Consider the following 26,016-nt stretch of genomic DNA (forward strand, 5'->3'; position numbering starts at 1 on the left):
CCTGGCCGGCCCGGGCGGCTTATCGTCGCGGCGCGTCCCGACTTCTCCGGAGGTACCCGTGCCCGTGCCGCAGTCCGACCTGGCCGCTTTGCCTGCCATCGTTGCGAAATTGGCGGAGCGGGCCGGCGAACACGATCGTGACGCGACGTTCCCGCACGAGGGCGTCGCTCTGGTGCACGAGGCGGGATTGCTGACCACGACCGTGCACCCGCGCTACGGCGGTCCGGGCGCGGGCGTGCTCGACACCGCCCGGCTGCTGGCGGAGCTGGGTCGCGGCGACCCGTCGGTGGCGCTGGTGACGGCGATGACTCTGTTCGTCCACGGCGCGCAGGCGGTGGATCCGACCTGGCCCGAAGACCTCTACCGCGAAGCGCTCGCCGGACCCGGCCCGGTCTTGATCAACGCGTTGCGGGTCGAACCCGAGCTGGGCTCGCCGACCCGCGGCGGCCTGCCCGCGACGATCGCCCGCCACACCGCGGACGGCTGGCGCCTGTCCGGCCGCAAGATCTACTCGACCGGTTCGGAAGGGCTGCGCTGGATGATCGTCTGGGCCCGCACCGACGAGCCTTCGCCGCGGGTCGGCGGGTTCCTGGTGCGCGCCGGCGAGCCGGGCATCGCGATCGAGCCGACCTGGGACCACCTCGGCCTGCGCGCGAGCGCCAGCCACGACGTCGTGTTCGCCGACGTCCCCGCGGCGGGCGCCTCCGGACTGTCCACACCGGACACCCAGCGTCCGCCGGTCCTGACGTTCCCGCTGGCGCTCCCGGCGATCTACCTCGGCGTCGCCCGCAACGCGCTCGACTGGCTCACCGGATTCCTGCGCGAACGCGTCCCGAGCGGACTCGGCAGACCCCTGTCCACGCTGCCGAGATTCGAGACCGGAGTGGGGGAGATCGCGGCCCGGATCACCGGCGCCGAGGAGCTCCTTTTCGGACTCGCCCGCCGGGTCGACGAGGGCGATCCCGGCGCGGCGGCGCAAGCGGGCGTTGCGAAGGTGCTCGCGACGCGGCTGCTGATCGAAGCGGTCGAGCAGGCGGTCGCGCTGGCCGGGAACCCCGGACTGACCCGGGCCAATGCGCTGCAGCGGCACTACCGGGACGTGCTGTGCAGCCGCGTCCACGCCCCGCAGGACGACGCCGTGCTGACCGGGCTGGGCCGGTCGATCCTGGCGTGAGGTCAGCCGGCGGGCCCGCCGACCAGAAGCGGCCGGCCGCGCAGGAGCGGTACGTCCACGACCCCGTGCGCCTGGCCGGGGACGAGGTGATCCTCCCCAGCCTGGCGCGGCTTTCCGCCGTGCGGTTCACCGACGACGCCGACTCCGAGACCGGCGCGAAGATCGTCGCCTCGCATCCGGCGAAGCTCGCGAAATACCCGGAGTGGGAACGGCGGCTCGACGCGATCCCCGCCTGAGCCTCACGCCAACGCGACCGGCGCCGATCCCTCGAACCGGTAGCCGACGCCGCGGACGGTGGTGATCGGGTCCAGGTAGGGTTCCAGTTTCGCGCGCACCTTCCGGACATGGACGTCCACTGTCCGGTCGCCGCCGCGCCGGCCTGGCCACAGCGCCGTCTTCAGCGCTGCCCGCGTGAACACCCGGTCCGGGTGGGCTCGCAGGAATCGCAGCAGGTCGAATTCCAGCCGGGTCAACGCGAGCGGCCTGCCCAGCAGGAGCGCGCGCCGCGGCCCGGTTTCGATGCGCAGCAACGGGTCCGGCACCAGGCTCAGGTGCGGACGCTTCGGCGCGGGCTCGACCTCGACGCCGGCCAGGCCGTCCAGCGCCGTTGTCAGCAGGCCGGCGACGGTCGCCGCGTCGCCGGCCCGGCCCGTGAGGTCGATCCGGATGGTCAGGTGGAGCGACTCGGATCGCTGCGGCTGGATCGTCATGGCCGCGATTGTGGCCGTGTCCGCCGCGGCCGCGTAGCGCGTCCGCCGTCTGGAACGGCTTGACGGCGCCGCGCACTGTCCACAGTGGAGTTGTCTCATGCTCTGGACAGGGGCGGGCGATGCCCGACAATGGTCGGTGTGACCACGATCCTCGATTTCCTCGCGAAGGCTTTCCAAGGCTGGGCCTCGATTCCGCCGCCGCGCGGAATCCTGCCGGAGCGGCGGGTGTGCACGGCGGCCGAACTCGCGGCCTTCGACCGGATCGTGCGCAGAGAATGGGGTGATCAAGCCACAGGCGACCACGGCCGGCCTCGGCGGTAGGCGATGTTCTCGCGGAGTGCGGGCAGCGTGATCTTGGCGTCGGTTCGCGGTCGGCGGGGCCTGTCCCGCGAGGCATGTCGAGCACCTGCGCCGGGCGCGTTCGCAGTGGTGACGGCGGCCTCGCGGTCAGCGTCTGAGGGCGGCGTCCGGCCCTCGCGCGGTCGTCAGCGGCCTCGCCGGCGACACGACGACGATCTGCGTCGGCCCTGCGGCGTCCGACCGGCTGAGGTGGGGTCTGTGCGAAGAGGTGCCCTTGTCGCCCGGGACGTGCGGTGCCCGTGGCGCGTCAAGGCTGCGGCGGTGTGGCGATCCCGTCCAGGACGATCTCGAGCAGCCGGGTGCTCTGGTCACGACCTGATGGGGAATTCGCGCCTGCCCAGGCCGTCGCGGTGATGATCGTGAAGAGCTCTCCGGGTGTGACGTCGGGCCTGATGCCCACGTCTCGCGGGTCGGGAAATGCCAGTACAGCGTTCCGATGGCCACGTCTGCAGCGCGCGATCTCCTCGAGCGAGGCTTCGGCCCCGCGAGAGTCGAACGCCGAGCGGGCCGCGGCGTGTCGCTGACACTGCGCGCTGGGGAGACACTCGGCCTGGCAGGCGAGTGGTGATGAAGGACGGCCGCATCGTGAAAGGGGGTCCTGCGAAGGCGGTGTTCGACGCGCCTGGGCATGCATATACGAAGGCTTTGCTCGACGCGGTACCACGCCTGCCGCAATGACTGGTGCGGCGGAACACCGCCGTGACCTCCCTGATCGCGTATGTCGGGATGGCGCAGCACGGCATGCCGGTACGCGCATCCCCGTTCTGGTCCGGGTCCGGCCTGGGCACGGAATCGGCTGGGTGATCGTGTGCTGTCGATGTCGTGGCGCGCCACTGCCCGGTGCGTGGAACGACTTGACCGCGCGCGGTCCGTCCTCGGCACGATGACCGCATGAGATTCCAGGTTCTGGACATCCTGCCCCACCTGAGCAACCCGGTGACCGGTCGCCGGGTCCGCACCGACGAGCGGTTCGCCCAGGCGCTGACTTCGGCGCGCTATGCGGAGGAGTTCGGCTACGACGCCGTCGCACTCGGCGAACGCCACGCGGGCCAGTTCCTGAGCAGCGGTGTGACCGTGCTGCTCGGCGCGATCGCCGCGACGACCTCCCGGGTCCGGGTCCAGACCGGCGTCGCGGTGCTGTCGATCCAGGACCCGCTGCGCGTGGCGGAAGACTACGCCACCGTGGACCAGCTTTCGCGTGGCAGGCTGGAGCTGGTCATCGGCAAGGGCAACGAGCTGCGCCAGCTGCCGATGTTCGGCATCGAGAACGGCGACCAGTGGGATGCCTTGGCCGAGAAGTACGAGCTGCTGCGCCGGCTCTGGCGTGAGGAGGAACTCACCTGGGAGGGTCGGTTCCGTGGCCCGCTGCACGGGGTGACGAGCCTGCCGCGCCCGTTCGCCGGCGCGCCCCGGATCTGGCATGGCTCGGCGACCACGCGGACCTCGGCCGAGCTGGCGGCCAAGTGGGGTGATCCGCTCTTCTCCGCCAACGCGATCCAGCCGCGGGACAATTACACCGTGCTGATCGAGCACTACCGGAAGCTGTACGCCGAACACGGCCACGATCCGCGGTTCGCCTTCGTCGGCGCCGGCGCGGGGTTCTTGTACCTGGCCGACAGCACGCGGGAAGCCCGGGAGGCGTTCGGCCCGACCTACGAGAAGATCGTCGCCTTCTTCAACCAGCCGGGAAACCACACCCCGGGCAACGCGATGGAGTTCCCGACGATCGACGACGCGATCGAGCTCGGTCCGGTCCTCGTCGGCAGCGCGCAGCAGATCGCGGAGAAGATCCTGTGGTGGCACGAGGCTTTCGGGCACGACCTGCAGTCGTTCAGCCTGCCGACGATGATCCCGCACGAGCAGCAGCTGGACATGCTCGAACGGTTCGCCGCGGAGGTCGCCCCGATTGTGCGGCAGGCGGCGCCTACGACGCTGTGGACCGACGACGACCCGTACGGCGGCCGCCCGGCCGTGCGCGGGCGCACCGTCGCGGACGCGGCGAGCCTGGTCGAAGGCAGGCCGCACCGCGCTCCGGCCAGGTGAGCCGCCGATCGGTCACCTCGCGCTGTGCCCCGTACCCGGCGACGGCCGCGCATTCTGACCGGGATCGAAGGCGGCCGCCGGCTGCGCCAGCTGGACGAACCGATGCGGGCGCTCGCCGCGCCGGCCGCAGAACAGCTGCGCCGGATCCGGTTCCTGCAGACCCTGCACCAGCGGCTGGTCCGGCAAAGTCGACGGCCCGCGGTCGCTCGGCCTGACTGTGACCCGCTCTGTCGCGCACGCCGAACAGCCGCTGACCCAGCCCGAGGTGGTCGATCAGCTGCGCGGCTTCCTGCGGCACACGGCGACGACGCTGATCCGCGCCAGGGAGATCTCCGGCATCGTGATCGCGATCGACGAGCTGGACAAATTCGCCGAACCGGCGCAGGCGCACGAGTTCGTCAACGAGATCAAGACCGTTTCGGCGTCGGCAACTGCGTGTTCCTGGTTTCGGTGTCCGACGATGCGCTCGCTTCGTTCGAACTGCGCGGCATCCCGGTGCGCGACGCCTTGGACAGCGCTTTCACCGCGATGATCGCGGTGCGCCCGTTCACCCTTCGCGAGACCTACGATTGACTGGACCACCGCTTGATCGGCCTGCCCAGCCCGTACACGTGCCTGTGCTACGTGCAGTCCGCCGGCGTTCCCCGGGAATTGGAACGGGCCGCCGCCGCGCTGGTCCATCTCGAGTTCGAAGACACGAGCGATGACCATGGCTTCCGTCGGCGCTTCGGTCCCCGTCTCAAGCTGGCGCATGTCGCCCGGACGCTCGTTGCGGCCGATGTCGCCTCGAAGCTGCGCGCTTTCACCTTCACGGTGCATCAGCGGCCGCCCGGCGAAGCGGCGTCGGACGTCGTGGTCGCGCTCAACACAGTCGGAGGGCTCGCCCGCCCGTCCGAAGAGGATCTCGTCGCGAGGCTGGACTCGCTGGCCGCGACGCTGTGCCGGCAGGCGGACGACGATGATCCCGAACTGGCGCAGATCTGCTCGGAAGCAGCGGGGGCTGTTCCAGCGGTCGAACCCACATCATCCGAGGACGAGATGGCCGTCTGTCCCCTCAGCGACACGAAGCTAGGAGACCAACCGTGCCAAGCATCGACGACCGATCTCCGCGGAGACGTTGCGGAAGAAGTTGCGCATCAGTGCTGTGTGGGCACGGATACTGGTGTCCGTTGTGAGAGCAGCCGAGCGGACCGGCGAGGCTCGGATGACCAGCGCGGAGACGAGCCGGGTCAGCCGGTGCCGAACGGCACCACGTAGTAGCGAGGATCCGGCCCACCCTGAGTTTGGGTCACTTGGTCGTTTTCCATGACGGGCAAGGCGGCCCCGCTGGCGCCCTGCACCTGTATCGTCGGTTGGTTTGTTCCTTCCACCGTGCACGCGATCAGCGGATTGTCCGAATAGGGCAGCGGGGCGCCCACCACGAACCCATCGGTGGACATCTGCTCCGACCAGCCGCTTCCTCCCTCGTGAATGGACGGTTCGCCGAACAGGCTCACACGGCCCCGGGGAGCCAGCGACTTCTTGCTTGTCAGTGTTCCGTCGACGCGCAGGTCGCCGACGTCCAGCGCGGCGTCCGACCCCCTCACCGTGCCGGTGACCGTCACGGGGCCGAGCGTGGCCTTGGCGGGGAACGCCAGGTTCGCGCCCTCGACCGCGCCGGCGACACGCATTTCGCCACCGACGGATGCCGCCGGGTTCCGGGTGCCCGTGACGGTCAGCACCACACGCCCGCCGCCCGCCAGCTCTGCCAGGCCCGCCAAGCCCGGCAGCGTCGGCTTGTCGACCGTGACGGTGATGGTGTCGTAGCGGATTTCACGGTCTACAATGGACTTGAGGGTGAAGACGGTGTCGCGCTGGATGTCGGTGGCGGCGAAGGGGGAGGAGAACGGCTCCCCCTCGGGCTTGCGATCGCTGTATAGCGTGTGCTCGCCTACCGGGCCGGACCAGTGCAGCACCACGGTGGCGCCGGGCGTGACCAAGGTGGCGGGAGCGGCTTCGCGAGTGTTTCCCTGGTTGAGAACGTGGGCGGTGAAGTCCGCGGTCGTGGACATGGTCGAGCTCCTCACGAGGTGGTGGCGGCCCGGGCGGAGAACTTCGTCACTTCGCAGGTCCCCGAGTTCTCGGTCCAGGGTCCGTGCGTGGTGGCCGAGACGGTCTCCCGGATGATCACGTCCGCCGAGCCGACCCTGCGGTTGACGCGGATCTGCCGGAGCCAGACCGTCAACGCCGGGGTCACGGTTTCCCGGTTTCCATGGGGATTTTCGGTGAACCGCGCGGCACCGTCCTGCGGGACGATGATCAGCACGTCCTCCTGTGGCGCGGCCACCGTCCAGGTGGCGGGCGCGGCGACCCCGGTGATCCCCAGCCCGGTCGTGGCCAGCTGCACGCCGAGCGGGCCGACCGGCAGCAGGATGCTGATTCCCGTGCAGTACACCGGAGCGGAGGTGGGGTTGGTGACGGTGAGTCGCAGGTCGCAGCGCGCGAGTTCACCCTCGCTCGGGCTGGGCTGTAGCGGGTCGGGGTCGGTGGACAGGACATAGGAGAGCGTCATCTCGGAGAATTCGCATCTGGGCGGATTCATCATGGTCCTTCGGCATCGTCGTTCGGTGTCCGTGTCGTTCGGCGTCTGTGGTCAGAGGGCGGGCTGGAACAGGTACACGCTGACCTTGCCGCTGGCTGCCAGGCTCGTGCAGTGCGCGCAGTTCTGGCAGGTCCGGGCGAGGTCGTCGCCGGTCTTGGGGTCGCATGTCGGGCAGTTGACGCGCCATACGACGGTTTTGCCGGCGGCGAACGGCGCCAGCAGGGAGGCCGTGTTGTAGGGGGGCGCCGCCTGGGACCGATAGGTCCAATGACCCGTGACGCTGAGGGTGAGGTTCGCGACACCGTTGACAGTGGACGCGACGAATCCGTCGGTGGTCATGGGCAGGCTGCCGCAACATGTCGGCCATGACTTCCGTTGGAATATCTTGATCTTCCCAGTTGCCGCGAGATGGCCGGCGGTGGACACGTCGTCCGCGGTCAGGTCGCCGGTGATGGTGGTCGCGCCCTGTACCGTCGCGGTTCCGCCGAACAGCAGCGACTTCGTTGTCAACGACGCCGAGGCCAGCCCTCCGACGGTGGCCGTGCCGGTGATGTCGGCCCGCCCGGCGACGGTCAGCGCATTCGGAATCCGTAGCGGCGAACTGTGGTGCACCTCGAAGTCGCCGCCGGGCGGGACGATGACCTTGGGATAGAGGGGAACGTCCACGGCGACTGTGACCGCGTCGTACCGGCTGTCGGTGGTGCCGCCGGATTCGGAGACGGTTTGCAGGACGAACGTCGTGTCCCGTTCCAGCGGCCCGCATTCCGCCCAGGACGCGCCGTCGTTCACGGGGACGCCCACGTTGTTGTCCTGCCAGTGCAGCCGCCGTGCCAGTCCGGGCGCGGGGGTGAAGGTGACCTTGACCGAACTGCCGCGGGTGACCCGCACCACGGGTGGGTCGCCTTCCTTGGCGTCGGCGGCGAAGACGGCGAGATTCGTCGCGCGATGGTGGGGGGCGCGCTTTCCGGCCGGGAACTTGGGCAGCCGTTCCGCCCGGCTTCTGGGTACCGGGTCTTCGCCCTCGAGCGCGGTAATCTCCTCGACCTCGGGATAGCAGACGCCTGCCGCGCTGTTCACGGCGATATCGGCGATCTTGAACTGCTCCGCGTCGCCCACCGGGATGACGGTGGTCCCGTCGGGTGGGGTGATGTCGAAGCGAACGTGCCGGTTGGTGACGGTCCTTTGGCACTGCCAGGCATCCGTGGGTGGCTTGACCGTCACCGCCCTCGGATCATCGGTCAGGTGCGATCCGCCGATACCGACGGGCAGGATGACCGACACGCGCTGGCAGACAACAGGTTTGCGAGTCTTGTTCGAAAGAACGATGGTGATCTTCGATGGAGTGGGGCCGGCGAGATCGGCCGTCAACGGATTGGGTTCGGTGTGGACGGCGCGAGTGAGGATCGGTGTGCCCGGGGTGGTCATGCCTGGCCTCCCGTCGGCAGCCATGCGCTTTGATGACTGACTAGCGGAGGGTGCTGTGTCGCCGAGCCTGACGCGGTGACCTCGTCGCCTGGGCGCAGGGGAATGAGCAGTGAGTCCGACCTAGGAGCGAGGTTGAGTCCGTTGCTGAGCAGCATTGCGGACCACTGCTGGCCGCCCGCGTTCACCTCAACGATGAGCGTATCTTTGTGGAGGTGCGCGCTGAGCAGTTGAACCACCAGGATGCCCTCGGTCTGCGCCACGAAGGGCAGGTTGGGCTTGGTCAGGATGACCTTGACCGGGGGGCCGAACAATGTGACGGAGTTCGTCGCCGTCAGGTTCCGGACCGTGATCGCCGCGGCGGTGACCTGCCCGGAGATCGTCGACGCCCCCGACGTCGGCGTCCCGCGCACGGTCAGCGGTCCAGCGATGGCGATGCCCTGATGCGCGGTCAGCGTGTCGGTCACCGTGGCGGCACCGGTCGCGGTGAGCTGTCCGGCGACCGTGAGGCCGTGTGCATCCGTGGGCGTCCTGCCGGTTTTCAGGTCGCCGCCCAGGGTCAATGACGCCGGGACGCCGACCGGGCCGCGGACGGTGAGCCCGGCCAGCGTCGGATTGGATACCTGCACGGTCACCGACTCGTCGGTGATCTCTCTGGTCGCCGTCGTGATGGTCCGCAGGGTGAAGGTGGTCGTCCGGTTGAGGGGGTCGCTGGCCAGAGTGGACTCGCCGGTGACTTCCTTGCCCGCGAAGCCGTTCTCGGATCTCAGGTACTGCGCGAACACCCACTGCCGGGCAGCCTCGGGTTTGCGCCAGCGCAGCGTGACCGTCGAGCCCGCCCGCACTGTGGTGGCCGGGGCGGGGTTGTTCTCGGACGGTGCTCCCCGGTGTACGGAGAAACGATTCGGCGAGCCCGCGGCGATCGCGGGACGAAACGGCTCCTTCTCGATGTTCCTCAGCCGGACCGTCGTCACACGGTCTTGATCGTCGCCGGGCAGGCGACAGTGCTCGGTCACCGTCACCTCGGTATTCCCGGCGCTGCGGTTCACCCCGACCCCACGAAGGTGGACGACCAGTGTTTCGCCCTCGAAGTCATAGAAGTCGTACTCGGAGGTCAGGACGCACTCGACCGTGCCTTCGGTGCCGGCGATCGCGGCCGACCAGGAGTCGTCGGAGAACCTCACCTCGATGCCGTCCCCGGACTCCACCAGCGACTGCGGCTGGGTTCCTCGCGGCAGCGCGATCACCAGCCTGCTGCACGTTACCTTCTTGCCGGGGGCCGCGGTGATCACGAGGTCGAGTTCAGCGGCTACCAGCGGCCCGGGCGAGGGCGGGCTGGCCATGAGCGGGAACGGTGTCGAGGTCAGGGCGTAGTCGAGTTCCCCGTCCTCGCTCAGGGCGTAGGCGGGAGGCGGATATTCGGGAATCGGATCGCTGAGGTCGTGGGCGCCAGTCATGGGGTCTCCTCGGCGGCGGGGTGGACCTGGAGCCAGCCGGTCCGCAGTCGCGGGAGCGGCAGGGGCAGGACGGGGGCGGTGGTCGCGGGCCTGGTCGCGAAGCGATGCCAGGTCCCCTCAGCAGCGGGCTGGTACCACTGCCAGACTCCATGCTGATCGGGTGGCCGGGTCAGGGCGAGGACGCCGTCGAGTTCGGCGGGATCCGCACCCTCGGCGGCGGGCAGCGGGCGCACCAGGAGCGGCCCGAACCGGAAGGCGGCCGCGATCCGCGCCAGGGGAGTCTCGAACGCCCCGGCCGGCAGGCGCAGAGCGGCGGTCGGCAGGATGCCGGTCGTGGCGTTGACCGTCCCGAACGGGTCCATCAGCAGTGTCAGTCGCGCGGTGCTCCGCTCGTCGTGCGCGGTCGGGTCAAGCGCGGGCAGCGCGATGCCGTGCCCGGCCTCGATCGGCGTCAGATAGCCCGCGCCGTCGCCGATCGTGGCGAGGTCTTCGGGGGACAGGACGCTGTGCCAGGTGTGGTATTCCCGTTCACGGACGTAGCCGACCAGGCCGTCGCCGAGGTCGTCGAGTTCGCCCAGGCGCACCGGCCACCGGATCGTGTCCAGTGTGGACGGTGCTGGATCGAGCAGGTTCTTCCAGGCCGGATCGGTGAGTGGCGGGCCGTCCAGGTCGATGCGGACCCGCGCCCGGACCAGCGCCAGCGGCCGGGCCAGCAGGCGGGCGACGGTGGTGTCGGCGGGGAGTTCGCCGGTCGGCGCGATCGTCGTCAGGGTGCGTTCGACGGCGCCCAGCAGCGCTTGGAGGGCGGCCGGTCCCCGGTCGATCAGTGCGACGACGAAGTCGTGGAGGTGCGGGTGGTGGGCGGCGAGGTCCTCGACGTCGGGGCAGGGCGAGTCCGGCAGGGACAGCCAGCCGGCGATCGCCGCCCCCGAGGTGGAGACGGCCCGGGCGACGGCGCCCAGGCCGGTGCCGTCGGCGGCGTAGCACAGGATCGAGCGGTCGAGGTGGTTGGCGAGCAGCCAGCCGCCCAGGGCCGCGCCCGCGTGTTCCTCGGTGACCGGGATGTCGTCGGCTGCGGTCAGCGGGTCCAGTCGGGTGCGAGCGGCCTGCGGCAGGCGGGGCTTGAGTTCCACGAAGCGCTCCGCGTCCTGATCGATGACGGTGATCGGCTTGTTCTCGGTGTCGCGATCCGGCCGTAGGTCCTCGGCCAGGATCGGCCGGAACTGGCTGGCCGGCGTGCCGTTGCCGATGGTCTCGAACGCGCCGTCGCCGGGCTGCCGCTCGCCGATCGGGTCGGGGATGACGACCGGCGCCGCGCGCCCGAACCGGTCCACCACGCTCACCCGGACGAACGCCAGCTGCCCGGATCGCACGACCTGGAAGCGGGACGGCGGGAACTTGTCATCGAGCCCGGGCAGGGAGGACACCTCTGGTGGGCGGCGCAGTGCGGTCTGCTCGGCCACCGCGTCGCGCACGGCACGGGAGCCGGGTGTCATCACGCTGCGTACGTCCGCAGTGGCGTCGGTGCTGTTCGCGGCGCCGACGAACGCCACGGCCGGGTTCACCGAGCGGCCGAGTAATTGGTCGTTGTGGCCGTCGAGGGTCTGTGCGGTCAGGTCCGCCTGTGCGGCGAGGTCGCCGAGGTCGTGCAGGGTCGCGCCGAGCCCGGCCGGGAGGTTCTGTGCGACTCGGTGGAAGGCGCCGGCCATCCCCATCGCCGGTGTCGGCGTCAGGCACTGGCGTCCACGCAGGATCAGCGGGTCGAGCACCGCGCCGCGCCCGGTCCAGTGGTAGCGGTCGCCGTCGAACGCCCAGTTCGCGAGGGCCGGATCCGCCGCGTCGCCGGGCGCGGTGAACGTGATCGGGTAGTAGTCGGCTTCCCATTGGAAGAACAACGGTGACCAGGGTTGACGCCATGCGGTGGTGCCCAGTTGGGGGACCGATCCGTCCGCTCGTCCGTGCGGATCGGCCATCGCCTCCCGCAGCGCTGCGCGGTCGGCGGCGGTCAAGTCCGTCGCGTCGGCGAGTTCGTCGGCCCCGGCCGGGTCGAGGTGGGCGAACTCCGCGAGGAGCGCGGCCAGTTCCGGTGGGTCGGCGGGCAGATTCGCCGGCTCGGGGACGGTGCCGGTCGGATACGAGACCCGCCGGGTGCGTTCGGTGTCGAGATAGACGCCGGTGACGAGGTCGGCGGGTCGTCGGCAGACGAGCTGCTCGGCCGCGGTGGCCAGCGACATCTGGTCGGACTTCGATCCGCGCAGCAGCACCAGTGGCTCGTTGGGGCCGTAGGCCGCGGGGAGAGGGACTCGTTTGAGGACGAAGTCCGGGATGTTGTTCCCGGCGTAGGCGGCGATCGCCGCGTCCATCTCGTCCGCGGTCATCCCCCACGGAATCAGTGCGCGGGCGTCGGCGACTGCGGCCTCGCGGCGCCGCACATCCTGTTCGGCGTCCGCGATCCGCTCGTCCAACGCCTGCTGGTAGGCACCCGGCGACGCGGGCGCGGGCTGGTCGGGCAGCGGTTCCGGGAACTGCGGCAGCCCCTGGGCCCACCACAGGTCGTAGAGCCGGCGCCGCGCGGCGGTCAGGTCCGCGGCCGCGCTGTCATACGCCGCCTGGTCGGTGTTCAGGCGATCCAGGAACGCGATCGCCGACGCCCGAGCGGCCCGACGGGCGGCCGGGGACTGCTCGTCCGGGCCGGCGGGGATCTGTTCCAGCCGCCATTCGTAACCCGAGGCCGCCGGCTCGAACCACGACGCCAGGGTGCGCCGCGCCGCGTTGAACTCGCCGTCGGCTTCGTCCTCGTCCTCCAGCACACCCAGGTGTAGCGCGCCGAGCAGCGCCGCCGGGCTCAACGCGCCCCCGGCGCCTTCGATGTCGGCGGTGGCCAGCAAGGCTCCGTTGGCGTGTGCGGAGGTGTGGCCGACCGCGACGTCGACTGTCTCGGGCCGCGGCGAGTCAGGCATCTCACCGCCCCGGTTCCAGGTCAGCCCGAGGACCGTGCCATGGCAGATCATCCGGGTCGAACCGGACTCGATCCCTGTTTCCTCGCCCGCGATCTGCCAGCCGAAGTGTTCCAGCAGCGTTGTCAGCTCCGACGGGTCGCGGACTCCGGCCGGGTCGCGGGAGACGGTGCTGTACCAGCCCGCGACCAGGTAGGACACGGTGTGCCGCTGGGCCGGATCCAGCTCGTCGAGCGTGTCGTGGATCGAGAAGACATTCGTGTTGTAGGGCTGGTAGGCGGAGAACGTGGCCACACCCGGCCCGACCGCGGTGAGGAACAGGCCGCCCTCCGGTGGCCCCGGCTCGGCCCAACGGCCCTCGTCCAGCGCGATCCGGCGACCGATACGCGTGACCTGGCCGTCGCGATCGAGGTAGGGGCTTGTGCCCGCCTCAGGATCCAGGTAGTCGCTTTCGACGAGCCACGCGGCACGCGCCCGGGTCCCGTCCTCGTTCCAGGTCCGCACGACCAGCCACCGGTTCGGAACCACCGGGAACTCGACGTCCGCGTCGGGGTGTTCCCCTTCGCCGTGGGTCAGCGCGGCCGGTAGCTGCCACTGGAGGTACACGCCCTCGCGGTCGGGCTGGACAGCGATCTCGGTGTCGATCCCGGCGAACGGCGGCGGCTCCGGGGACAGGCGGTGGCGGACCAGGGCGTAGTTGGCCTGCCACCGCTGGAACGGTTGGCCTTGCCGCACCTCGGTGTTGACGACGAGCGCGTCGAGCTGGATCGGCACCAGAATCGTGGTCGGGGCGCCCATGTCAGACCTCTCCACTGATCGACACCGGGTCGATGAACTGTCGGAACGGAATGTTGACGAGCTGTAACGCGAACGCGGCCGGGCCAAGCTCGTCCCCGCCGGCGAGCTGGCCGGCCGCGACGAGCCGGTCGCGCAAGGCCCCGAGCAGGCGGGTGTTGTCGTGCGGGTGCAGATCCAGCACCCGCCGGCCGGTGGCGCCGGGGCGCAGGTAGGGGGTCAGTCCAGCAGCGCCGGGATCCTCCGGAAAATAGACGCCGGTCAGGGTTTTTCCGGTGTCGCCCGGGCCGAGGGCGCGCAGGTTCACCACCGGCACGCCGGCCTCTGGGTGCGGATCGATGCCGAAGGACAGGCCCTCGGGCGGTTCGGACAGCTCCAGGGTGTCCGGGACGCGGTCGAACAGGACCAGCAGGATGTCGCCGTCGAGGACGTCGCGGCGCAGCAGCCGCGCCGGCTCGCGGCCGTGCCAGCCCTGGATCACCAGGTCGGGGCATTCGCGGGTCAGTGCCGAGCGCATCAGCAGCCCCGCCGCGGGCCAGGTTTCATCCGGGTCCTGCGACGCCTGACGCCAGGGTGCGGCGAGCGCGGCCAGCGCCTCGTCGGTGACGCTGTTCTCCCCGGCGCTGAGCGCGCCGGCCTGTACCGCGCGCAGCCACACGGTGTCCACATGGAACAGTCGTACTGATTCCGGCGGCAGCATCGCCTCGAACGGGACGAGGTGATCGAAGGGCACCGGGTGCAACAGCCGCAGCCGCCGCAGCCACTGGTCGAGCGGCAGGCTGTCCTCCGCCATCGTTTCGCGCAGCATCGACCCGAAGGCGGTCGTGGTCGCCATGGCCGTCTCGCCGAGCAGATCGTTCAGCACGCGGCGCACGGACTTGCGGCGGGGTGGCGTGGCGGTCTGGGTCGGGGGCGCGCCGCCGCCGGCAGCCCGCCGCTCGCCGGGGACGACCTCGCTCAGGGCCCTGATAACCGTTTCGGCGGATCCCGACTCGGCAAGTTCCGTCAAGGCCCGCAGCCGCGGCCGGGGGGTGGACCAGACCGCGAGTGCGGCCGCGTCGGCGTTGTGGATGTCCTCGTGTGCCGAGGCTGCGGCTAGGCGCTGCGCGAGCGCCGCGCCACGGTGCCGGACGCGGGTGCGCCAGGCGTTGAGCCGAGCGGCGAAGTCGTCATCGGCCAGGGCGATCGCGCGGCCCACCGACCACGCCGAGGCCCAGGTCGTGTCGAACATCCCCCGGTGCTCGTCGTAGACCAGCAGTCCTTCGGCGGCGGCCCAGGCATCCTCGGACAGTCCGGCGGGTGGGCGGGCCGGCCGTGCCGTGAACGGTCCCCGGTACCACGCGAATGTTTCCTCGCCAGACGCGACCTGGTAGGGCAGCGGCACCCAGCCCTGGTCGAGGCGCTCGGCGGCGCGTCTGGTCGCGTCGTCCGATCCGGGCTCGGGCTGGGCGTGAGGCATCCGGAGCAGGAGATCCCGTGCCGCGGCGCCGTGGTCGTCGTCGAACAGGAGATCGTGGACGCGTTCGGCGAAGCCCACGGCCCCGCTGGGTAGTGCGTCGAACGACCAGTGGTGCAGGGACGCGAGCCGCACGTCGCCCGCGCCGCCGTCGGAGCCGGCCGTGTCCAGCGCGTCCAGGCAGCCTTCCAACGAAACGAGGTGCGCGACATGGCGTCCACCCGCCGTGTTGGGCAGCCGCGACGCGAATAGCGTCGCGAACTCACCCGGGATCGGGTCCTCGCCCCGCAGCAGGGCATCGGCATGGACGGTCCGCACGTGCGCCAGGTACCGCAGTTCGTCCTGCCGCGGGCAGACCTCCGCGAACACGCCGCCGGGAACGACGATCGTCTCGACCGGCCGCGACGGGTCCCCGACGACCTGGTGGCGCGAGATCCTGGGGCGGACCACGGAGGGGTCCGGCGTGCTCGGCCACAGCAGGTCCTCGACCGTCATTGTCTCGGTCTGCCCGGTCGCCTCCGGGTCGCCGGGCAGTTCCCCGGCGGCGAACACCACCAGCGCCAGCCACGGCGGACGCGCCAGGGCCGGGCCGGTGTCGAGAATGTCGTCGGGATCCAGGGTCCGCGCCCACGGCAGGGTCCTGCCCCTGAGGGTGATGTGCGCGAGTGTCCGGTCCAGTGCGCCAACCGAATCCGGGAACGGGTTGACCGCGTGCACGGTGGCCGGGGCGAGCTGGAACTGCGGCGCGCGAACCTCGAAGTACCGGGTTTGGCCGGGGAGGTAGCCGCCGGTGTCGATGCCCTCGATGGCCTGCGTGGCGCCGATACTGAATTGTCCGGCGGGGATGCGGGGTTGCAGGTCGTCGGTCAGGTCCAGGGTGAAGCCCGCGGCACGGCGCAGGGTTCGGATCCTCGTCACACGTCACTCCCCGAAGAGGTCAGCAGTAGCGGCGCGGCGCCCAGGCCCGAGTCATTGAGGTGCGTCTCCAGACCGGTCAGCGAGTCGTCGGGCAGCGACCCGAAACCGGATGGCGTCAGCAGCGTGCCCAGCGCGCTGTGCAATCGGGTGCGGGCCGTCGCCGTGGTCGTGATGGTGGCGGCGACCACGCCGACGGCGCCCGCAGCCTGACGCGCGCCGTCGCCGGCCGGCCGGCCCGCTGGGTCCAGTGGATTGTCGGCCGGGTCGAGTTCCTCGTACGCGATCGAGCTGTCTTTGATCCGCGGCAGTGGCGTACCGGTGGACACCGGCGGCGGGATCACGACCTGCATACCGGTGCGACGGCCGCGCAGCAGTCGCTCGTCCGCGGAGAACGGGTTGCCCCCGGGTGTTCCCCACAATGAGGTCGGCACGTTGCCCAGGATCGGTGAGTCGACCCAGTCGCCGTCGTCGGCCAGCGGTTGCCACGATGACGTGTCGCCCGCGGCGGGTTTGCGGGCCACCCGCACCCGCAAGGGGCTGTCGATGCCGGTCCTGCCCAGGGGCCGGATGTCGAGCGGGGTGTCCCCGTCCGCCGGACGGTCCTGGAAGGCGGTGCTGGAGGCGGGCACGGCGGTGTCGATCCGGAAGGTCGCTCCTGCGGAGTCGATGAGCCACGGGAGCCGCTCGCTGCCTTCTTTGTCGTCCTTGCCGTCCTCGTCGAGGCGTCCGGCGGGCGGTTCGGTGTCAGCGAGCAGACCGTCCGGGACGGTGATCCGCAGCGCCTTCTCGCTCGGTGGCAGCAGTTCGGCGAACTGCTGCCAGTCGATCGTGGCGGGCTGTTTACGGCCGCGGCCGAAGTCGATTGTCACCTTGACGAACACGAACTTCGCCGTCACGGTGCCACCGGTCGGCGGGCCCCAGATGGCCAGTTCCGCGCCGAGCTCGCCCCGGAAGGTGATCAGCAGCTTGAGTTTCGCACCGACGGTGACGCCGAAACCGGCCTCGAAGCAGAGCGGTTTCCAGCGGGCGTGCACGTGCGCGTAGGCGGTGAGCCAGGCTTCCAGCGGCCCGGACTTGTACCGGACGTCGAGCGTGCCGCCCGCCATGATCGCCGAGGGCGCCATCGCGAAGAACGCTGTGCCGGTGATGTCCACCGCGCCCATCGACCAGCGAAAGCCCAGCCGTGGCACCGCCGGGAAATGGTCGGGTTTCTCGAACAAGGAGTGGTAGCCACCGAGCGTGAGGACGAAGTCCCCGGCACGGGGGTGGGGATCGAACCACTGGATGAACGCGAACCCGCCGGTCAGCGCGCAGGCCGGGTCGATGATGAAGGAGTCGTACAACTGCGCCGTCGCGCGGAACTCGCCGACCGCCGAGCGGAACAGCACACTGATGGCGAGGTTCACCTCGGCCAGCGCTGTGTCTGTCGGCGGCAGCGCGGCGCGCGCGGTGCCCAGCAGACCCAGGGTCAGGCCGTCGCCTATTTCCAGGAACAGCATCAGGCGACCGAGGACGAGTCGGAACGACGTGAAGTCCAGGCCCGCCGCGAGCCAGATCGCGCCGTCGCGGGGCGTCACCCAGCGGCCGGTGAGCTTGTCCAGGACGGTAAGAAGATCGCCGGTGATCCCGGTTACGAAGGGAAACGACTCGACGCCGCCGGCGTCGGGCAGATCGATGTGGCTGTTGTAGCCGAAGCCGGCGTTGACCGCCGTGACCCGGAAAATCGGCGGCCCGCCGAGTGCCGCCTGGCCACGGCCGAACACGAACAGGGAGGGCTTCGCGCCGGTCTTGCGCAGGTAGGCGCCGAGCGCGGTGACACCGAACTGCGGCATCTGCACGATCAGCACGCCGGCGAGCATCAGGTCGTCGCCTTGGCGGGCGGGAAGTGTCTTGTTGACCAGCGTTCCGGATATCCGCAGCGGCGGCCGGTCGAACTCGGCACTGAGACCGGAAAGCTTCCAGGTGAAAGCCAGGTCGTCCAGGTCCACGCCCAACGCCAGCCCCTGCACGGCCAGGGTCAGGCCGCCCGCGCCGAGTTCGGCGTCCAGGTTGAGCAGCGCAGCGCCACGGTCGAAACCGATGTCGACCGACCGCAGGAACAACGGTCCGAACGAGTGGCCGACATCGGACCGGGCGCTCGGGGCGTCGGGGGCGGACAGGTCACGGACTGCGAGCGGAACCTGGTCCCGCGATGCGGCGGGCAACGTGGCCCGGGGCGGGGCGCCGCCGGTGAGCGGCACCGCGGGCATGGCGAACGGCTCGCCGCCGAGCACGCACGCCAGCGACAGGTAGACCCCGCGAGCCAGGGAGCCGTCCTGGGTCAGGGCGGGCAGGCGCGGAAAGACCGTGCCGGTGAACATCTCCAGGACGGCGAGGTCGGCATCGACCAGGCCGCGTTGCACGGCGGTGATCGGGGCGTCGGCGGCGGTGATCGCGATCGCGTCCACGCCGAAATCGGCGTCGGTGGGGATGCCGCCCCCGATCAGCGGGAGGTCGGACAGGGACCACCCCAGGCCGTAGCCGGCCAGGAAGACCTTGCGGGTCCGGCCGGCGTCCGGGACGAGGCCGAGGACGATGCCGTTCCCGCTGACGGTCGCGGCGGCCAGCACAGTGCGACCGGAGCCGAGGTCGCGGCGCAAGCCGATGGAGGCGAGCGAGGGCAGCAGGCTGGCCGGGGCGTCCGAGGGCAGTTCGAGACCGAAACCGCGCGCCAGCTCAGCGGCGCCGATGCCCGGGGATCCGGTCCAGGCCACCGTCACGGTCTTGCCGGACGGGCCTGCCGAGAACTCCCCGCGAAACTCCAGGATCCGCTCAACCCCGGCGGAGGTGTCCACCGGGACCGCCAGCAGGACACCGAGATTCCGGGACTGCCCGCCGCGCTCGGCGTCGAAGGTCACGGTCAGCAGCGACAGCTTTTCGTCGAGTTCGAACCGTGCTTCGCAGGCGACGCTGACGTGCCCGGCGGAGTCGAAGGTGATCGCAAGGCGGTCGAAGGCCATCCCGCTCAGCACGTCCGGGGGCTGGATGCCGAGGGAGTCCAGGACCTCGGACAGCTCGATTGCCTCGGCGGTGGCGGTGAACGACCAGTCACCGCCGGCGGCCCAGGCGCCGAGCACGTGGAAGGCGCCGTCTCCCACCTGCCAGACCGCGCCTACGGTGGCGCTGACCGTGCCACCTTCCTTCACCACGCGCAGGTCTACCGACGAGAGCGCGATGCCTTCCACGATCGTCCACACGTTGTCGAGGTCGAGTTCGAGCGCGTAACTCGGCTCGCCGCCCATCTCGGCGGACACGGCCAAGCGGCTCACAACGAGGTCACCGAACAGCGGTATGTTCCCGAACAGGTCCTCCAGAAGGGACCCGAGCTCCACCGGCCGGGCCAGCACCCCGTACAGCGACCTGCCCGGCAGCATCACCGTGACATCAACGAGGATGTCCTCGCCCAACCGGACGCGCCCACCCAGAACGACGGCCACTTCCGGCCGGCCCAGCGGGTCGGCGACGGTAAAGGCGGCATCCAGATCCTCCACCGCCAGGACGCCGGGTAGCGCGTCCCATCGTCCGGCCAGCCCGATCCCGACGCCCAGCGAAAGCCATCGCAGGTCGACCGCGCTGGTCGAGTCGGCGGGAACGACGTCGAACGCGAGCGCGTTCAGGGCCAGCTCACCGGTTCCCAGATCGTCGGGCAGGTCGAAATCACCCGCCGCAAGCTTGAGCAGATCGTCAAGGCCGTTCAGCCGGACCTTGTCGAAGGACCCGAAGAAGTACCACGGCTGCCCGGACCCCCATGGGGGATACGCCCACACGTACGGGCGGGGACTGGTGTCCGGTCGGGGAAACAGCAACTCGATGCCGAGTCCGACGCGCGGACGCGCCGACGCGGGGCCGTCTCCGGTCGGTTCGATACCGAACACCAGGTGTAGCGGACCCAGTCCCAACATTGCCAGCACAGCGGGAATGTCAGCGATCTCCGGGGGCAATCCCGGGCCGTCGTCCAGGAGCACCACATCGACACGAAGACCGAGGACATGTTCTTCCGCGTCGTCGGTCTGGAATACGATGCGAGCCGTGGAGGCGGCCTGCCCGATGATGGTGACAGTGCCCTCCACCATCAACGCGTCAACGTCGACGGACAACACGCGTACGTTCAGCAACGCGTCCCCGAGGAATCTCGTGAACAGCTCCACGGCTGGAACCAGTTGAAGGAATTCCGGCGAGAACTCCAGCAGGGAATCGGCGGCGGCCAGCTTAGCTCGCAGATCAGTAACGCGCAACGGCATGAATATCTCCCGCTCCTGCCGTATCTACCCATCTACCGCGTGGTCGCACCAGCTTTTGCATAAGTCTACGATCTTCCTCGTCAAAGGCCGATTTCTTCTTGATCTTGACTTCTGAGACGTCCTTGCCGTCGACCTTCTTCACCCAATTCGTGGGCAGGTCTGTAAAAAAGGTCACCTCCCATGTTCCAGTCTTGTGGCCAAAGCCGAGAACGGTCGACTTCTCGATGCTCGGCGCGTTGAGAACAATGTACTCCTCCGTTATGACATCCGTCGTCGTAACCCAGTCTTCTTCCTTTCCTAAGGTCAGGTTTTCTCCCCATCTGAACGTTCGCGCGGACGGAATGACGATGGTGTAGAAAGAGGAGTAGGCCATATCGAATGCTCCTCCCTTGTCTCTGGCCGTTGCTATCGCGTAGGTTTGCCCTTCCTTTCTCAGCGCCTGCGCGTAGTCGGCCACGTCCTTCTTCGATATTGCGCCCGTTTCTACTTTTCTGCTCGCCTGGATTAGTGTCCGTATTTTTAGTGCGAGGGAATTTCTAACATCCGCAGGGCGAATTTTCGGCAGTTCCCCGCCCGGCAGTGGGTCGCGAACGGTCAGGCCGTCATTCAGGCGAAGTGTGGGTAATCCCCATCTGTTATGCTGTTCACCTCGATAACAGATCAGATCAGCCATGCGCGACCTTTCCGGCATAGGGAATGCCATCACTCCAGTAATAATGGTGCCAGTGGCGAGGATGGGGCGACCTTTGTTCGAGTGCCGTTCGGCTTCCCCGCGCCCCTTCGTCCTCTCATTCCGGGTTGGCAGCGCGAATGGCGTTCGCCGTCCATCGTTGCACGTGCGACGCATCGCCATCCATCCCCCGTTCAGGTCGTCGTTGCATGACCGACGTGGCCGGTGCTACTCCATTGTGTCGAACCTTGCTCCTTTTGGCGCGTTACGGGAATATAAAATTCCGTGGCCGTGGTGGGGGTATCACCCAGCCTCGTGAACATCCTGTCGACTTTCCTGTGGCCAACTGTGCGGAGAGATGAACAATGGTGGGTCGACGTCTGCGTAGTGCATTCCGCCGAGCTTGCCTGGGTACATCGCAGCTCGCGCGGGCAGACGATGCTGGGCATCCAGTATGGGTACCTGTGCCTGAGGTTGGTTGCAGAATGCTACGGCGCCTGTGGTCGCGCCGGCATCCACGATCTCACCGACAGCGTGGCCGTGCGGCAGCAGCGACCGGGTGATATTCGCACCTGGTAGGCATCTTCGAGTGGCCTCACAGAGAGGTGATGAATATGGATAGGACACACGAAGGTTCGCCACCGCATCTCACCGGGTGGCGGCATATGTGACCGCTCGTCGGATGCAGGCGTGCTCGTGGATGCACGGGGTGCTGAACGCCCGGCGGCAGGTTCTGGTGGAGACCGTGCGCCGTTCGAAGTGGCCGAGGAATTCCTGCCATTCGGCGTCGGTGGGGACCCGGTATTCCTCTCTGGGGCGCAGTGATCGTCGTCGGGGGAGGAAGGCCAGGTGCGATTGGCTGGCCTCGTCGGGACAGACCGCCTCTGGCGACGTCAGATATTGCGACTGTCTGAATACCTCTCCTCGATGGCCCGACCATGGCTTGCCGCCCATCATCGACACCGACGTTGCCCTGCGACGAGACCGGCTGGTGGCGGTGTGAACTGTCCCGGATCAGAGTCCGAATGCTTCGGTCACGCGCCGGCCGAGATCGTCCTCGGTCATCGTGGTGTCGACCTCGATGACGTGCAGTTGCAGAGACTTCGTTTGCTCGTAGAGGTGTTCGGTGAACATTCGATCGCGTTCCAGCAGGTTGCGCAGGGCCTTCTCCGGATTGCTGGTCTTCCCGGCGATGGTCCATGCCGAGCCCCTGCTCTCGATCGCCGTCCGGCGAAACTCAGGGGTCGGCAGGAGCCAGACGGCGTGACCGGGTGTGGCAAGGAGCGGCTTCACCAGGTGTGGCAGCAGTCGGAAGCCCTCGACGATCACACCAGGTTCTCTCGGGAGACGCAGGAGGTCTTCGACGATCAAGCCGAAGCCCTCCCCTCGAAACCAGTGGAACGTCTCCAGCATCGTTTCCGGAGATCTGTCCACCCATCGCTGGTCCATGTCCATGGCCTGAAACTCGCTCAGGAACGGGCAGTCTTCGGGCGTGCACCGGCTGGCGTGATCCGACATCATATCGTCGGTCACGTAGAGCTGCAGACCGTGCCGCGCTGCGAGCCGACGAGCGATGGTCGACTTGCCTGCGCCGCTCCCGCCAGCGAGCCAGTAGACATGCGACAGCCGTGCCCGCAGCGCTGCGGCATCGGCGGTTGGTCCGTGGTGTTCCAGTCGCGTTCGTGCCGCATCGCTCATGTCGGTTCCTCAGGTGCGTCGGCTGACTTCTGCGGCGTAGGTGGCCCAGTCGCCGCTGCTTGTGCGTTGCCAGGCGACCGCGACGCTGATGTGGATGCCGAGCATCTTGGCCAGAACGGCGGCGGGCAGTTCGGTGGCGAGCTGGAACAGAGCGGTGGATCGTGCTTGTCCTGGCTGCAGTCCGAGTTGGCGGACTCGTCGGCCCAGTTGATAGGAGCTGATGGGGCGGCCAGGTTGTCCGCCGGGAAACAGCCAGGGCAAGGCTCCCTTGTCGCCGATCGCGGCATGACCGCGCCGGGAAGCGACGAGCTGCAGGGTGAGTCCGGCAAGGGGCTCGGGAAGCACCACCGGTTCGCGGCCTAGTCGCAACCGCACTTCGTGGTCGTGGTGCTCGACGTGTTCCCCCGTGAGTCGGCTGACGGCCGATGGCCATCGGGCATAGAGCAAGATCAGCAGACCGGCAACCCGGTCTTCGGGAATCGGCGAATGCGCGGCCGGCAAGCTCCTGGTCGGCGGGCTGCGCCTCGACCGGCTAGCGCTTTGCTGGGGAATCAAGAGCGGCGACGAGGTGGCTTCCGATTCTGGACGTGTCGCAGAGGCCGCTGAGAGCGAATGCGGCTACCAGCGGTATGTACAGCCTTCGGAAGGTTTTCTGAACATCCTCGCCTCGGATTTCGGCGGCGGCGACGGCGGCCAGCATCGCCCGCGTGGTGCGGGCCAGTTCTGATGCGCTCGCTTTTGTCATTACCAGTGCTGCAAGTTCTCGTGCGTGGCCTGTGGCGGTGGGGGAGTCGATCGGTGATTCGGAGTCTGTGGCTTGCTTGAGCAGGATGCATGTGGGCGTGACGCCAGCTCGTGAGCCCGCCGGTGGTTTGTGGTGTGACGTCACCGGCGGTGAGAAGCGAGACGATGGCGTCCGCGGAGGGCATTGACGAAACGGCGTCATCGACCACATTTGCGCAGGTCGAGTGCAACGTCGACAGGAATGTTCGATTTCCGGTACGCGGTGAAAGGTGGAGGCCGTCGATGTCCGCTATTTGTTCCCAGGCGTTGTATCGCCCGGTTCCGAACATCCAGGCCACCACGCCATACGGCACCCGGAGGGCATCGTCGGCGCCCTGCGCCCCCGCGGCAGCCGCGACCGACGGCGAGCCCACCATGATGTCGGTGACGAACTGGCCGGCTGTTCCGTAGCCGCCCTTGAGGTGTTCGAGTTCCGTGTGTGCGGCGAGGTTGAGCATCTCCATTTCGAGTTCGTCGCTCGCGAAGTCCACGATGTCATGCGCCATCGCCGCACACAGGCCGAGGGTGTCGAGGTAGCCGGGAGGCCTGCGCCACGGTGCCGGTGGGTGTATCTCCATGAATGAGTTGGTGCCGAAGTCCGCCAGCCGAGCGGTCATGACTTCACCAAAGGTGAGATTCGACCGCATGCGGATCAGCGCGGTAGCGTAGTCGGAGGACGTCGCGTTGTCCGGGCGTGCCAGCTTGGCGCGCGCGCTCACCATGAGGCCGGTCAGAATGAGGTTGCGCGACCATATTTCGTGAATCGAGGTCGCTTTTTCAAGGATGGCGGCGCGTCGCCTCTTGGCTTCAGTCAGTAGCCGCTCGCCTCCGCCTGGCGACGCGCGGTCGGCCTCGTGGACGCAATCATCGCACCCGGTGGCGCACATGAAGCTGCAGATGACGTCGCGCGTTTCCTTGGGTGAGCAGCCGCCGAGCAAGAGGACGGATGCGCCCAGAGCGGTCCAGGCAACTTCCGATGCGCCTGCCGCAAGCGTGGTCGCACTGTATTCTCGGTAGAGTACGGAAAGATCTTCCGTTGCGGCACCATCGTTCTTGTGCACGTATTTCTTGAGTGTGGATGTTTCGACAGGGTTTGCGGGTTTTCTGTCAGTCGATTCCCGCTTGTGCAGCTCAAGGACCACGGACTCTGCTTCCACGGCCTTGAGTGAGGCGAGGACCATGTCATCCAGGTGAACATCCACGGACGCGAATATTTCTCGCGCCACCTTGGCGAACTCTGTGACGTGTAGTTTTTCGGTTTTTGTCAGCTGTGCGTGGAGGTTGTCCGGCAACGTCTTTTCGCCGGGTTCGCTCCGCGGCAGGTCGGGGGGCATCGTGATTCTCCGGTCGTATCAGATGGTCCTGGCCTCTCTCGGTGGTGCGGCAAGGTCACATCGTGCCCGGAAGTCGCTTGCCTTGCCCGCCATATCTGCGCTGCTGCTCGACTCGTTGTTCCGGCCTGCCACCTGGTATGTTTCGGAAGAGGTGCGCAGGCGATCCCGGCTACGCGACGTGGGCGCAGCCGTTCCTGGCTTTCACGGCCCCGGCATCATGAAACACATTGTCATTACGGGCCTATCTCCGTCTCAGTATGACATGGATCACAGTCTATTGTCCGTAGGTCGACCGGGTGACAACGCCGTTGGTGAGGATCCATCGTGCGGAACAAGGGATCGAGGACTGGCGCGACGTCGGCCAGGGCGGTCAGGCCGACTGAAGAGGCGGTCGACGTCGATCCGGCCGGTGGAGATCGTACCGCAATATTCCGTTGGCGGGATTGGAAGTATTGACGCGGGCCTGTTGTCCGGCCGCGGCCGGCGCACCTGCCAGGTGTGCCGGCCGCGAACCGGCCTGCTTGTTCAGATGTTCTTCCGCTCCGCGCCTGAGAGCAGTCCCAGCACATACATCCGCGCCCGCCGCCGTGAGCCCGCCTGCGCGAAACGCCCCGCCACCAGCGCGAACACGTCATCGAACCCGACCCGCCAGCGAGCAAGCCGATCATCGGCTACTGTCCACGACACGGCCACCGCGTCCTCTTCGAGATCCAACACACCTCGAAGTCGATCACCCGGTGGCCGCCTTCATGACCACGACACGCCGCCAGATCCCACACTGCGGCTGCCGTAGTAGTGAGGTCATCCTCGGACCGCCGAGGTGGGTGGCCGGTTTGGGCTGGTCAGGTGCCGGTTCCGGCGTGTGTGGGAAGCGGTCCGAGGCTGACCTCAGGGGTCGCGGCTGCGCCGCGAGGGTGCTGGCCGGTGCGGCGGGAAGCCCGAGCAGGGCATGCTCGGTGTCGAGGTGGTTGTCATGCCGCAGCGGGTCGTGACCGTGACCGATATTCTGGATGGGCATGTCGCCCTGGATATCCAGTGCCTGGACCGGGAGCGTTATTCAAAACCATTGTGAGTAATTACGTGAATTACTGATCCGCTCCGGCGTGTCACCGAGAAAGGCAACGGTCCTCGCGAGAAAATTTGAGAGTTCCGACCAAAGAATTCTCAATACCCGGGAGAACCGTTGCGCTACCATCGTACTACAGGCCTCATGTTGTCGCAGATGCAGGAGCTTGTGTGGCGAGTCCGTGAATCGTTGACCGAGCCGTGGAATAAGAAGATCGGGCGGCCGAAGTCGTGTGGATTGCACCGGGCGGTGGAGATCGCGTGCATGTATCTGCGTCATAACGGGACGCAGGAGTTTCTTGGCGATATGTGG

General features: G+C 68.5%; 21 protein-coding genes. 7 read left to right on the forward strand and 14 right to left on the reverse strand.

Going from position 1 to position 26,016, the window contains the following annotated elements:
- Nucleotides 1-64: 64 nt before the first annotated feature.
- Together D5S19_RS18865 and D5S19_RS18870 are read left to right on the forward strand one after the other, a co-directional pair.
- Nucleotides 65-1,174: an acyl-CoA dehydrogenase family protein gene (locus D5S19_RS18865; protein ID WP_233574030.1), complete on the forward strand. Its 1,110-nt coding sequence runs from the start codon at nt 65-67 to the stop codon at nt 1,172-1,174.
- On the forward strand, nt 1,171-1,410 hold the full coding sequence (locus tag D5S19_RS18870) for a hypothetical protein (RefSeq protein ID WP_120024663.1): 240 nt from the start codon (nt 1,171-1,173) through the stop codon (nt 1,408-1,410). The genes D5S19_RS18865 and D5S19_RS18870 overlap by 4 nt, the downstream gene beginning before the upstream one ends.
- A 3-nt stretch (nt 1,411-1,413) precedes the next feature.
- On the opposite strand, the gene D5S19_RS18875 is transcribed toward D5S19_RS18870, so the two are convergent.
- Entirely contained in the window at nt 1,414-1,884 is a 471-nt protein-coding gene (locus D5S19_RS18875; RefSeq protein WP_120024664.1) for a winged helix-turn-helix domain-containing protein, read from the reverse strand.
- A gap of 138 nt (nt 1,885-2,022) precedes the next feature.
- Between D5S19_RS18875 and D5S19_RS18880 the strand changes: the two genes are divergently transcribed.
- On the forward strand, nt 2,023-2,205 hold the full coding sequence (locus tag D5S19_RS18880) for a hypothetical protein (protein WP_147397447.1): 183 nt from the start codon (nt 2,023-2,025) through the stop codon (nt 2,203-2,205).
- A gap of 286 nt (nt 2,206-2,491) precedes the next feature.
- Here the strand turns inward: D5S19_RS18880 and D5S19_RS34195 are convergent, their stop codons facing one another.
- Complete coding sequence (locus D5S19_RS34195; protein ID WP_407641761.1) at nt 2,492-2,878, reverse strand: SbtR family transcriptional regulator; 387 nt, start codon at nt 2,876-2,878, stop codon at nt 2,492-2,494.
- A 257-nt stretch (nt 2,879-3,135) separates the two neighbouring features.
- Between D5S19_RS34195 and D5S19_RS18890 the strand changes: the two genes are divergently transcribed.
- The 3 genes from D5S19_RS18890 to D5S19_RS31755 all read left to right on the forward strand — a co-directional run bounded on the left by D5S19_RS18890 (nt 3,136) and on the right by D5S19_RS31755 (nt 5,544).
- Nucleotides 3,136-4,287 carry an LLM class flavin-dependent oxidoreductase gene (locus D5S19_RS18890; RefSeq protein WP_120024666.1) on the forward strand — a complete coding sequence of 384 codons (1,152 nt, stop codon included), beginning with the start codon at nt 3,136-3,138 and terminating at the stop codon, nt 4,285-4,287.
- A 217-nt stretch (nt 4,288-4,504) separates the two neighbouring features.
- Nucleotides 4,505-4,819 (forward strand): hypothetical protein, encoded by a 315-nt coding sequence (locus tag D5S19_RS31750; RefSeq protein WP_147397449.1) that lies wholly within the window; start codon nt 4,505-4,507, stop codon nt 4,817-4,819.
- Between the two features lie 53 nt (nt 4,820-4,872).
- Nucleotides 4,873-5,544 carry a hypothetical protein gene (locus tag D5S19_RS31755; protein ID WP_147397450.1) on the forward strand — a complete coding sequence of 224 codons (672 nt, stop codon included), beginning with the start codon at nt 4,873-4,875 and terminating at the stop codon, nt 5,542-5,544.
- Here D5S19_RS31755 and D5S19_RS18905 read toward each other — a convergent pair.
- The 8 genes from D5S19_RS18905 to D5S19_RS31760 all read right to left on the reverse strand — a co-directional run bounded on the left by D5S19_RS18905 (nt 5,517) and on the right by D5S19_RS31760 (nt 20,826).
- Nucleotides 5,517-6,338: a hypothetical protein gene (locus D5S19_RS18905; RefSeq protein ID WP_120024669.1), complete on the reverse strand. Its 822-nt coding sequence runs from the start codon at nt 6,336-6,338 to the stop codon at nt 5,517-5,519. The two genes, D5S19_RS31755 and D5S19_RS18905, sit on opposite strands and share 28 nt — an antisense overlap.
- Before the next feature lie 11 nt (nt 6,339-6,349).
- Entirely contained in the window at nt 6,350-6,838 is a 489-nt protein-coding gene (locus D5S19_RS18910; protein ID WP_147397452.1) for a hypothetical protein, read from the reverse strand.
- Nucleotides 6,839-6,919: 81 nt separating this feature from the next.
- A complete protein-coding gene (locus tag D5S19_RS18915) occupies nt 6,920-8,293 on the reverse strand; it encodes a cupredoxin domain-containing protein (protein ID WP_120024671.1) in 1,374 nt (457 codons plus the stop codon).
- Complete coding sequence (locus D5S19_RS18920) at nt 8,290-9,747, reverse strand: hypothetical protein (protein ID WP_120024672.1); 1,458 nt, start codon at nt 9,745-9,747, stop codon at nt 8,290-8,292. The genes D5S19_RS18915 and D5S19_RS18920 overlap by 4 nt, the downstream gene beginning before the upstream one ends.
- Nucleotides 9,744-13,502: a hypothetical protein gene (locus tag D5S19_RS18925; protein WP_120024673.1), complete on the reverse strand. Its 3,759-nt coding sequence runs from the start codon at nt 13,500-13,502 to the stop codon at nt 9,744-9,746. The genes D5S19_RS18920 and D5S19_RS18925 overlap by 4 nt, the downstream gene beginning before the upstream one ends.
- 1 nt (nt 13,503) lies before the next feature.
- Entirely contained in the window at nt 13,504-15,873 is a 2,370-nt protein-coding gene (locus D5S19_RS18930; protein ID WP_120024674.1) for a hypothetical protein, read from the reverse strand.
- Nucleotides 15,870-20,153, reverse strand: coding sequence for a DUF6603 domain-containing protein (locus tag D5S19_RS18935; RefSeq protein WP_120024675.1), 4,284 nt, complete (start codon nt 20,151-20,153; stop codon nt 15,870-15,872). Before D5S19_RS18935 ends, D5S19_RS18930 begins: the two co-directional genes overlap by 4 nt.
- Entirely contained in the window at nt 20,134-20,826 is a 693-nt protein-coding gene (locus tag D5S19_RS31760) for a hypothetical protein (RefSeq protein ID WP_147397453.1), read from the reverse strand. Before D5S19_RS31760 ends, D5S19_RS18935 begins: the two co-directional genes overlap by 20 nt.
- 312 nt (nt 20,827-21,138) lie before the next feature.
- On the opposite strand from D5S19_RS31760, the gene D5S19_RS18940 reads away from it, so the two are divergent.
- Entirely contained in the window at nt 21,139-21,402 is a 264-nt protein-coding gene (locus D5S19_RS18940; RefSeq protein WP_147397454.1) for a hypothetical protein, read from the forward strand.
- Between the two features lie 435 nt (nt 21,403-21,837).
- Here D5S19_RS18940 and D5S19_RS18950 read toward each other — a convergent pair whose 3' ends face one another.
- The 4 genes from D5S19_RS18950 to D5S19_RS18960 form a co-directional block, all read right to left on the reverse strand.
- On the reverse strand, nt 21,838-22,521 hold the full coding sequence (locus D5S19_RS18950; protein ID WP_120024677.1) for a hypothetical protein: 684 nt from the start codon (nt 22,519-22,521) through the stop codon (nt 21,838-21,840).
- A 9-nt stretch (nt 22,522-22,530) separates the two neighbouring features.
- On the reverse strand, nt 22,531-23,022 hold the full coding sequence (locus D5S19_RS18955; protein WP_199730564.1) for a hypothetical protein: 492 nt from the start codon (nt 23,020-23,022) through the stop codon (nt 22,531-22,533).
- 50 nt (nt 23,023-23,072) lie between these two features.
- Complete coding sequence (locus D5S19_RS31765) at nt 23,073-24,638, reverse strand: hypothetical protein (RefSeq protein WP_147397456.1); 1,566 nt, start codon at nt 24,636-24,638, stop codon at nt 23,073-23,075.
- A 525-nt stretch (nt 24,639-25,163) separates the two neighbouring features.
- A complete protein-coding gene (locus D5S19_RS18960) occupies nt 25,164-25,355 on the reverse strand; it encodes a hypothetical protein (protein WP_120024678.1) in 192 nt (63 codons plus the stop codon).
- Between the last annotated feature and the right edge of the window lie 661 nt (nt 25,356-26,016).

The organism is Amycolatopsis panacis (assembly GCF_003600245.1).
GTDB lineage: Bacteria > Actinomycetota > Actinomycetes > Mycobacteriales > Pseudonocardiaceae > Amycolatopsis > Amycolatopsis sulphurea.

Excerpts from the sequence above, each read along its gene's own strand:
- D5S19_RS18950 (WP_120024677.1), bottom strand. The coding sequence starts at position 22,521 with ATGAGCGATGCGGCACGAACGCGACTGGAACACCACGGACCAACCGCC.
- D5S19_RS18925 (WP_120024673.1), bottom strand. The coding sequence starts at position 13,502 with ATGGGCGCCCCGACCACGATTCTGGTGCCGATCCAGCTCGACGCGCTC.
- D5S19_RS18875 (WP_120024664.1), bottom strand. The coding sequence starts at position 1,884 with ATGACGATCCAGCCGCAGCGATCCGAGTCGCTCCACCTGACCATCCGG.
- D5S19_RS31760 (WP_147397453.1), bottom strand. The coding sequence starts at position 20,826 with ATGGCTGATCTGATCTGTTATCGAGGTGAACAGCATAACAGATGGGGA.
- D5S19_RS31765 (WP_147397456.1), bottom strand. The coding sequence starts at position 24,638 with ATGCCCCCCGACCTGCCGCGGAGCGAACCCGGCGAAAAGACGTTGCCG.
- D5S19_RS18905 (WP_120024669.1), bottom strand. The coding sequence starts at position 6,338 with ATGTCCACGACCGCGGACTTCACCGCCCACGTTCTCAACCAGGGAAAC.
- D5S19_RS34195 (WP_407641761.1), bottom strand. The coding sequence starts at position 2,878 with ATGCATGCCCAGGCGCGTCGAACACCGCCTTCGCAGGACCCCCTTTCA.
- D5S19_RS18920 (WP_120024672.1), bottom strand. The coding sequence starts at position 9,747 with ATGACTGGCGCCCACGACCTCAGCGATCCGATTCCCGAATATCCGCCT.
- D5S19_RS18935 (WP_120024675.1), bottom strand. The coding sequence starts at position 20,153 with ATGCCGTTGCGCGTTACTGATCTGCGAGCTAAGCTGGCCGCCGCCGAT.
- D5S19_RS18915 (WP_120024671.1), bottom strand. The coding sequence starts at position 8,293 with ATGACCACCCCGGGCACACCGATCCTCACTCGCGCCGTCCACACCGAA.
- D5S19_RS18910 (WP_147397452.1), bottom strand. The coding sequence starts at position 6,838 with ATGACGCTCTCCTATGTCCTGTCCACCGACCCCGACCCGCTACAGCCC.
- D5S19_RS18890 (WP_120024666.1), top strand. The coding sequence starts at position 3,136 with ATGAGATTCCAGGTTCTGGACATCCTGCCCCACCTGAGCAACCCGGTG.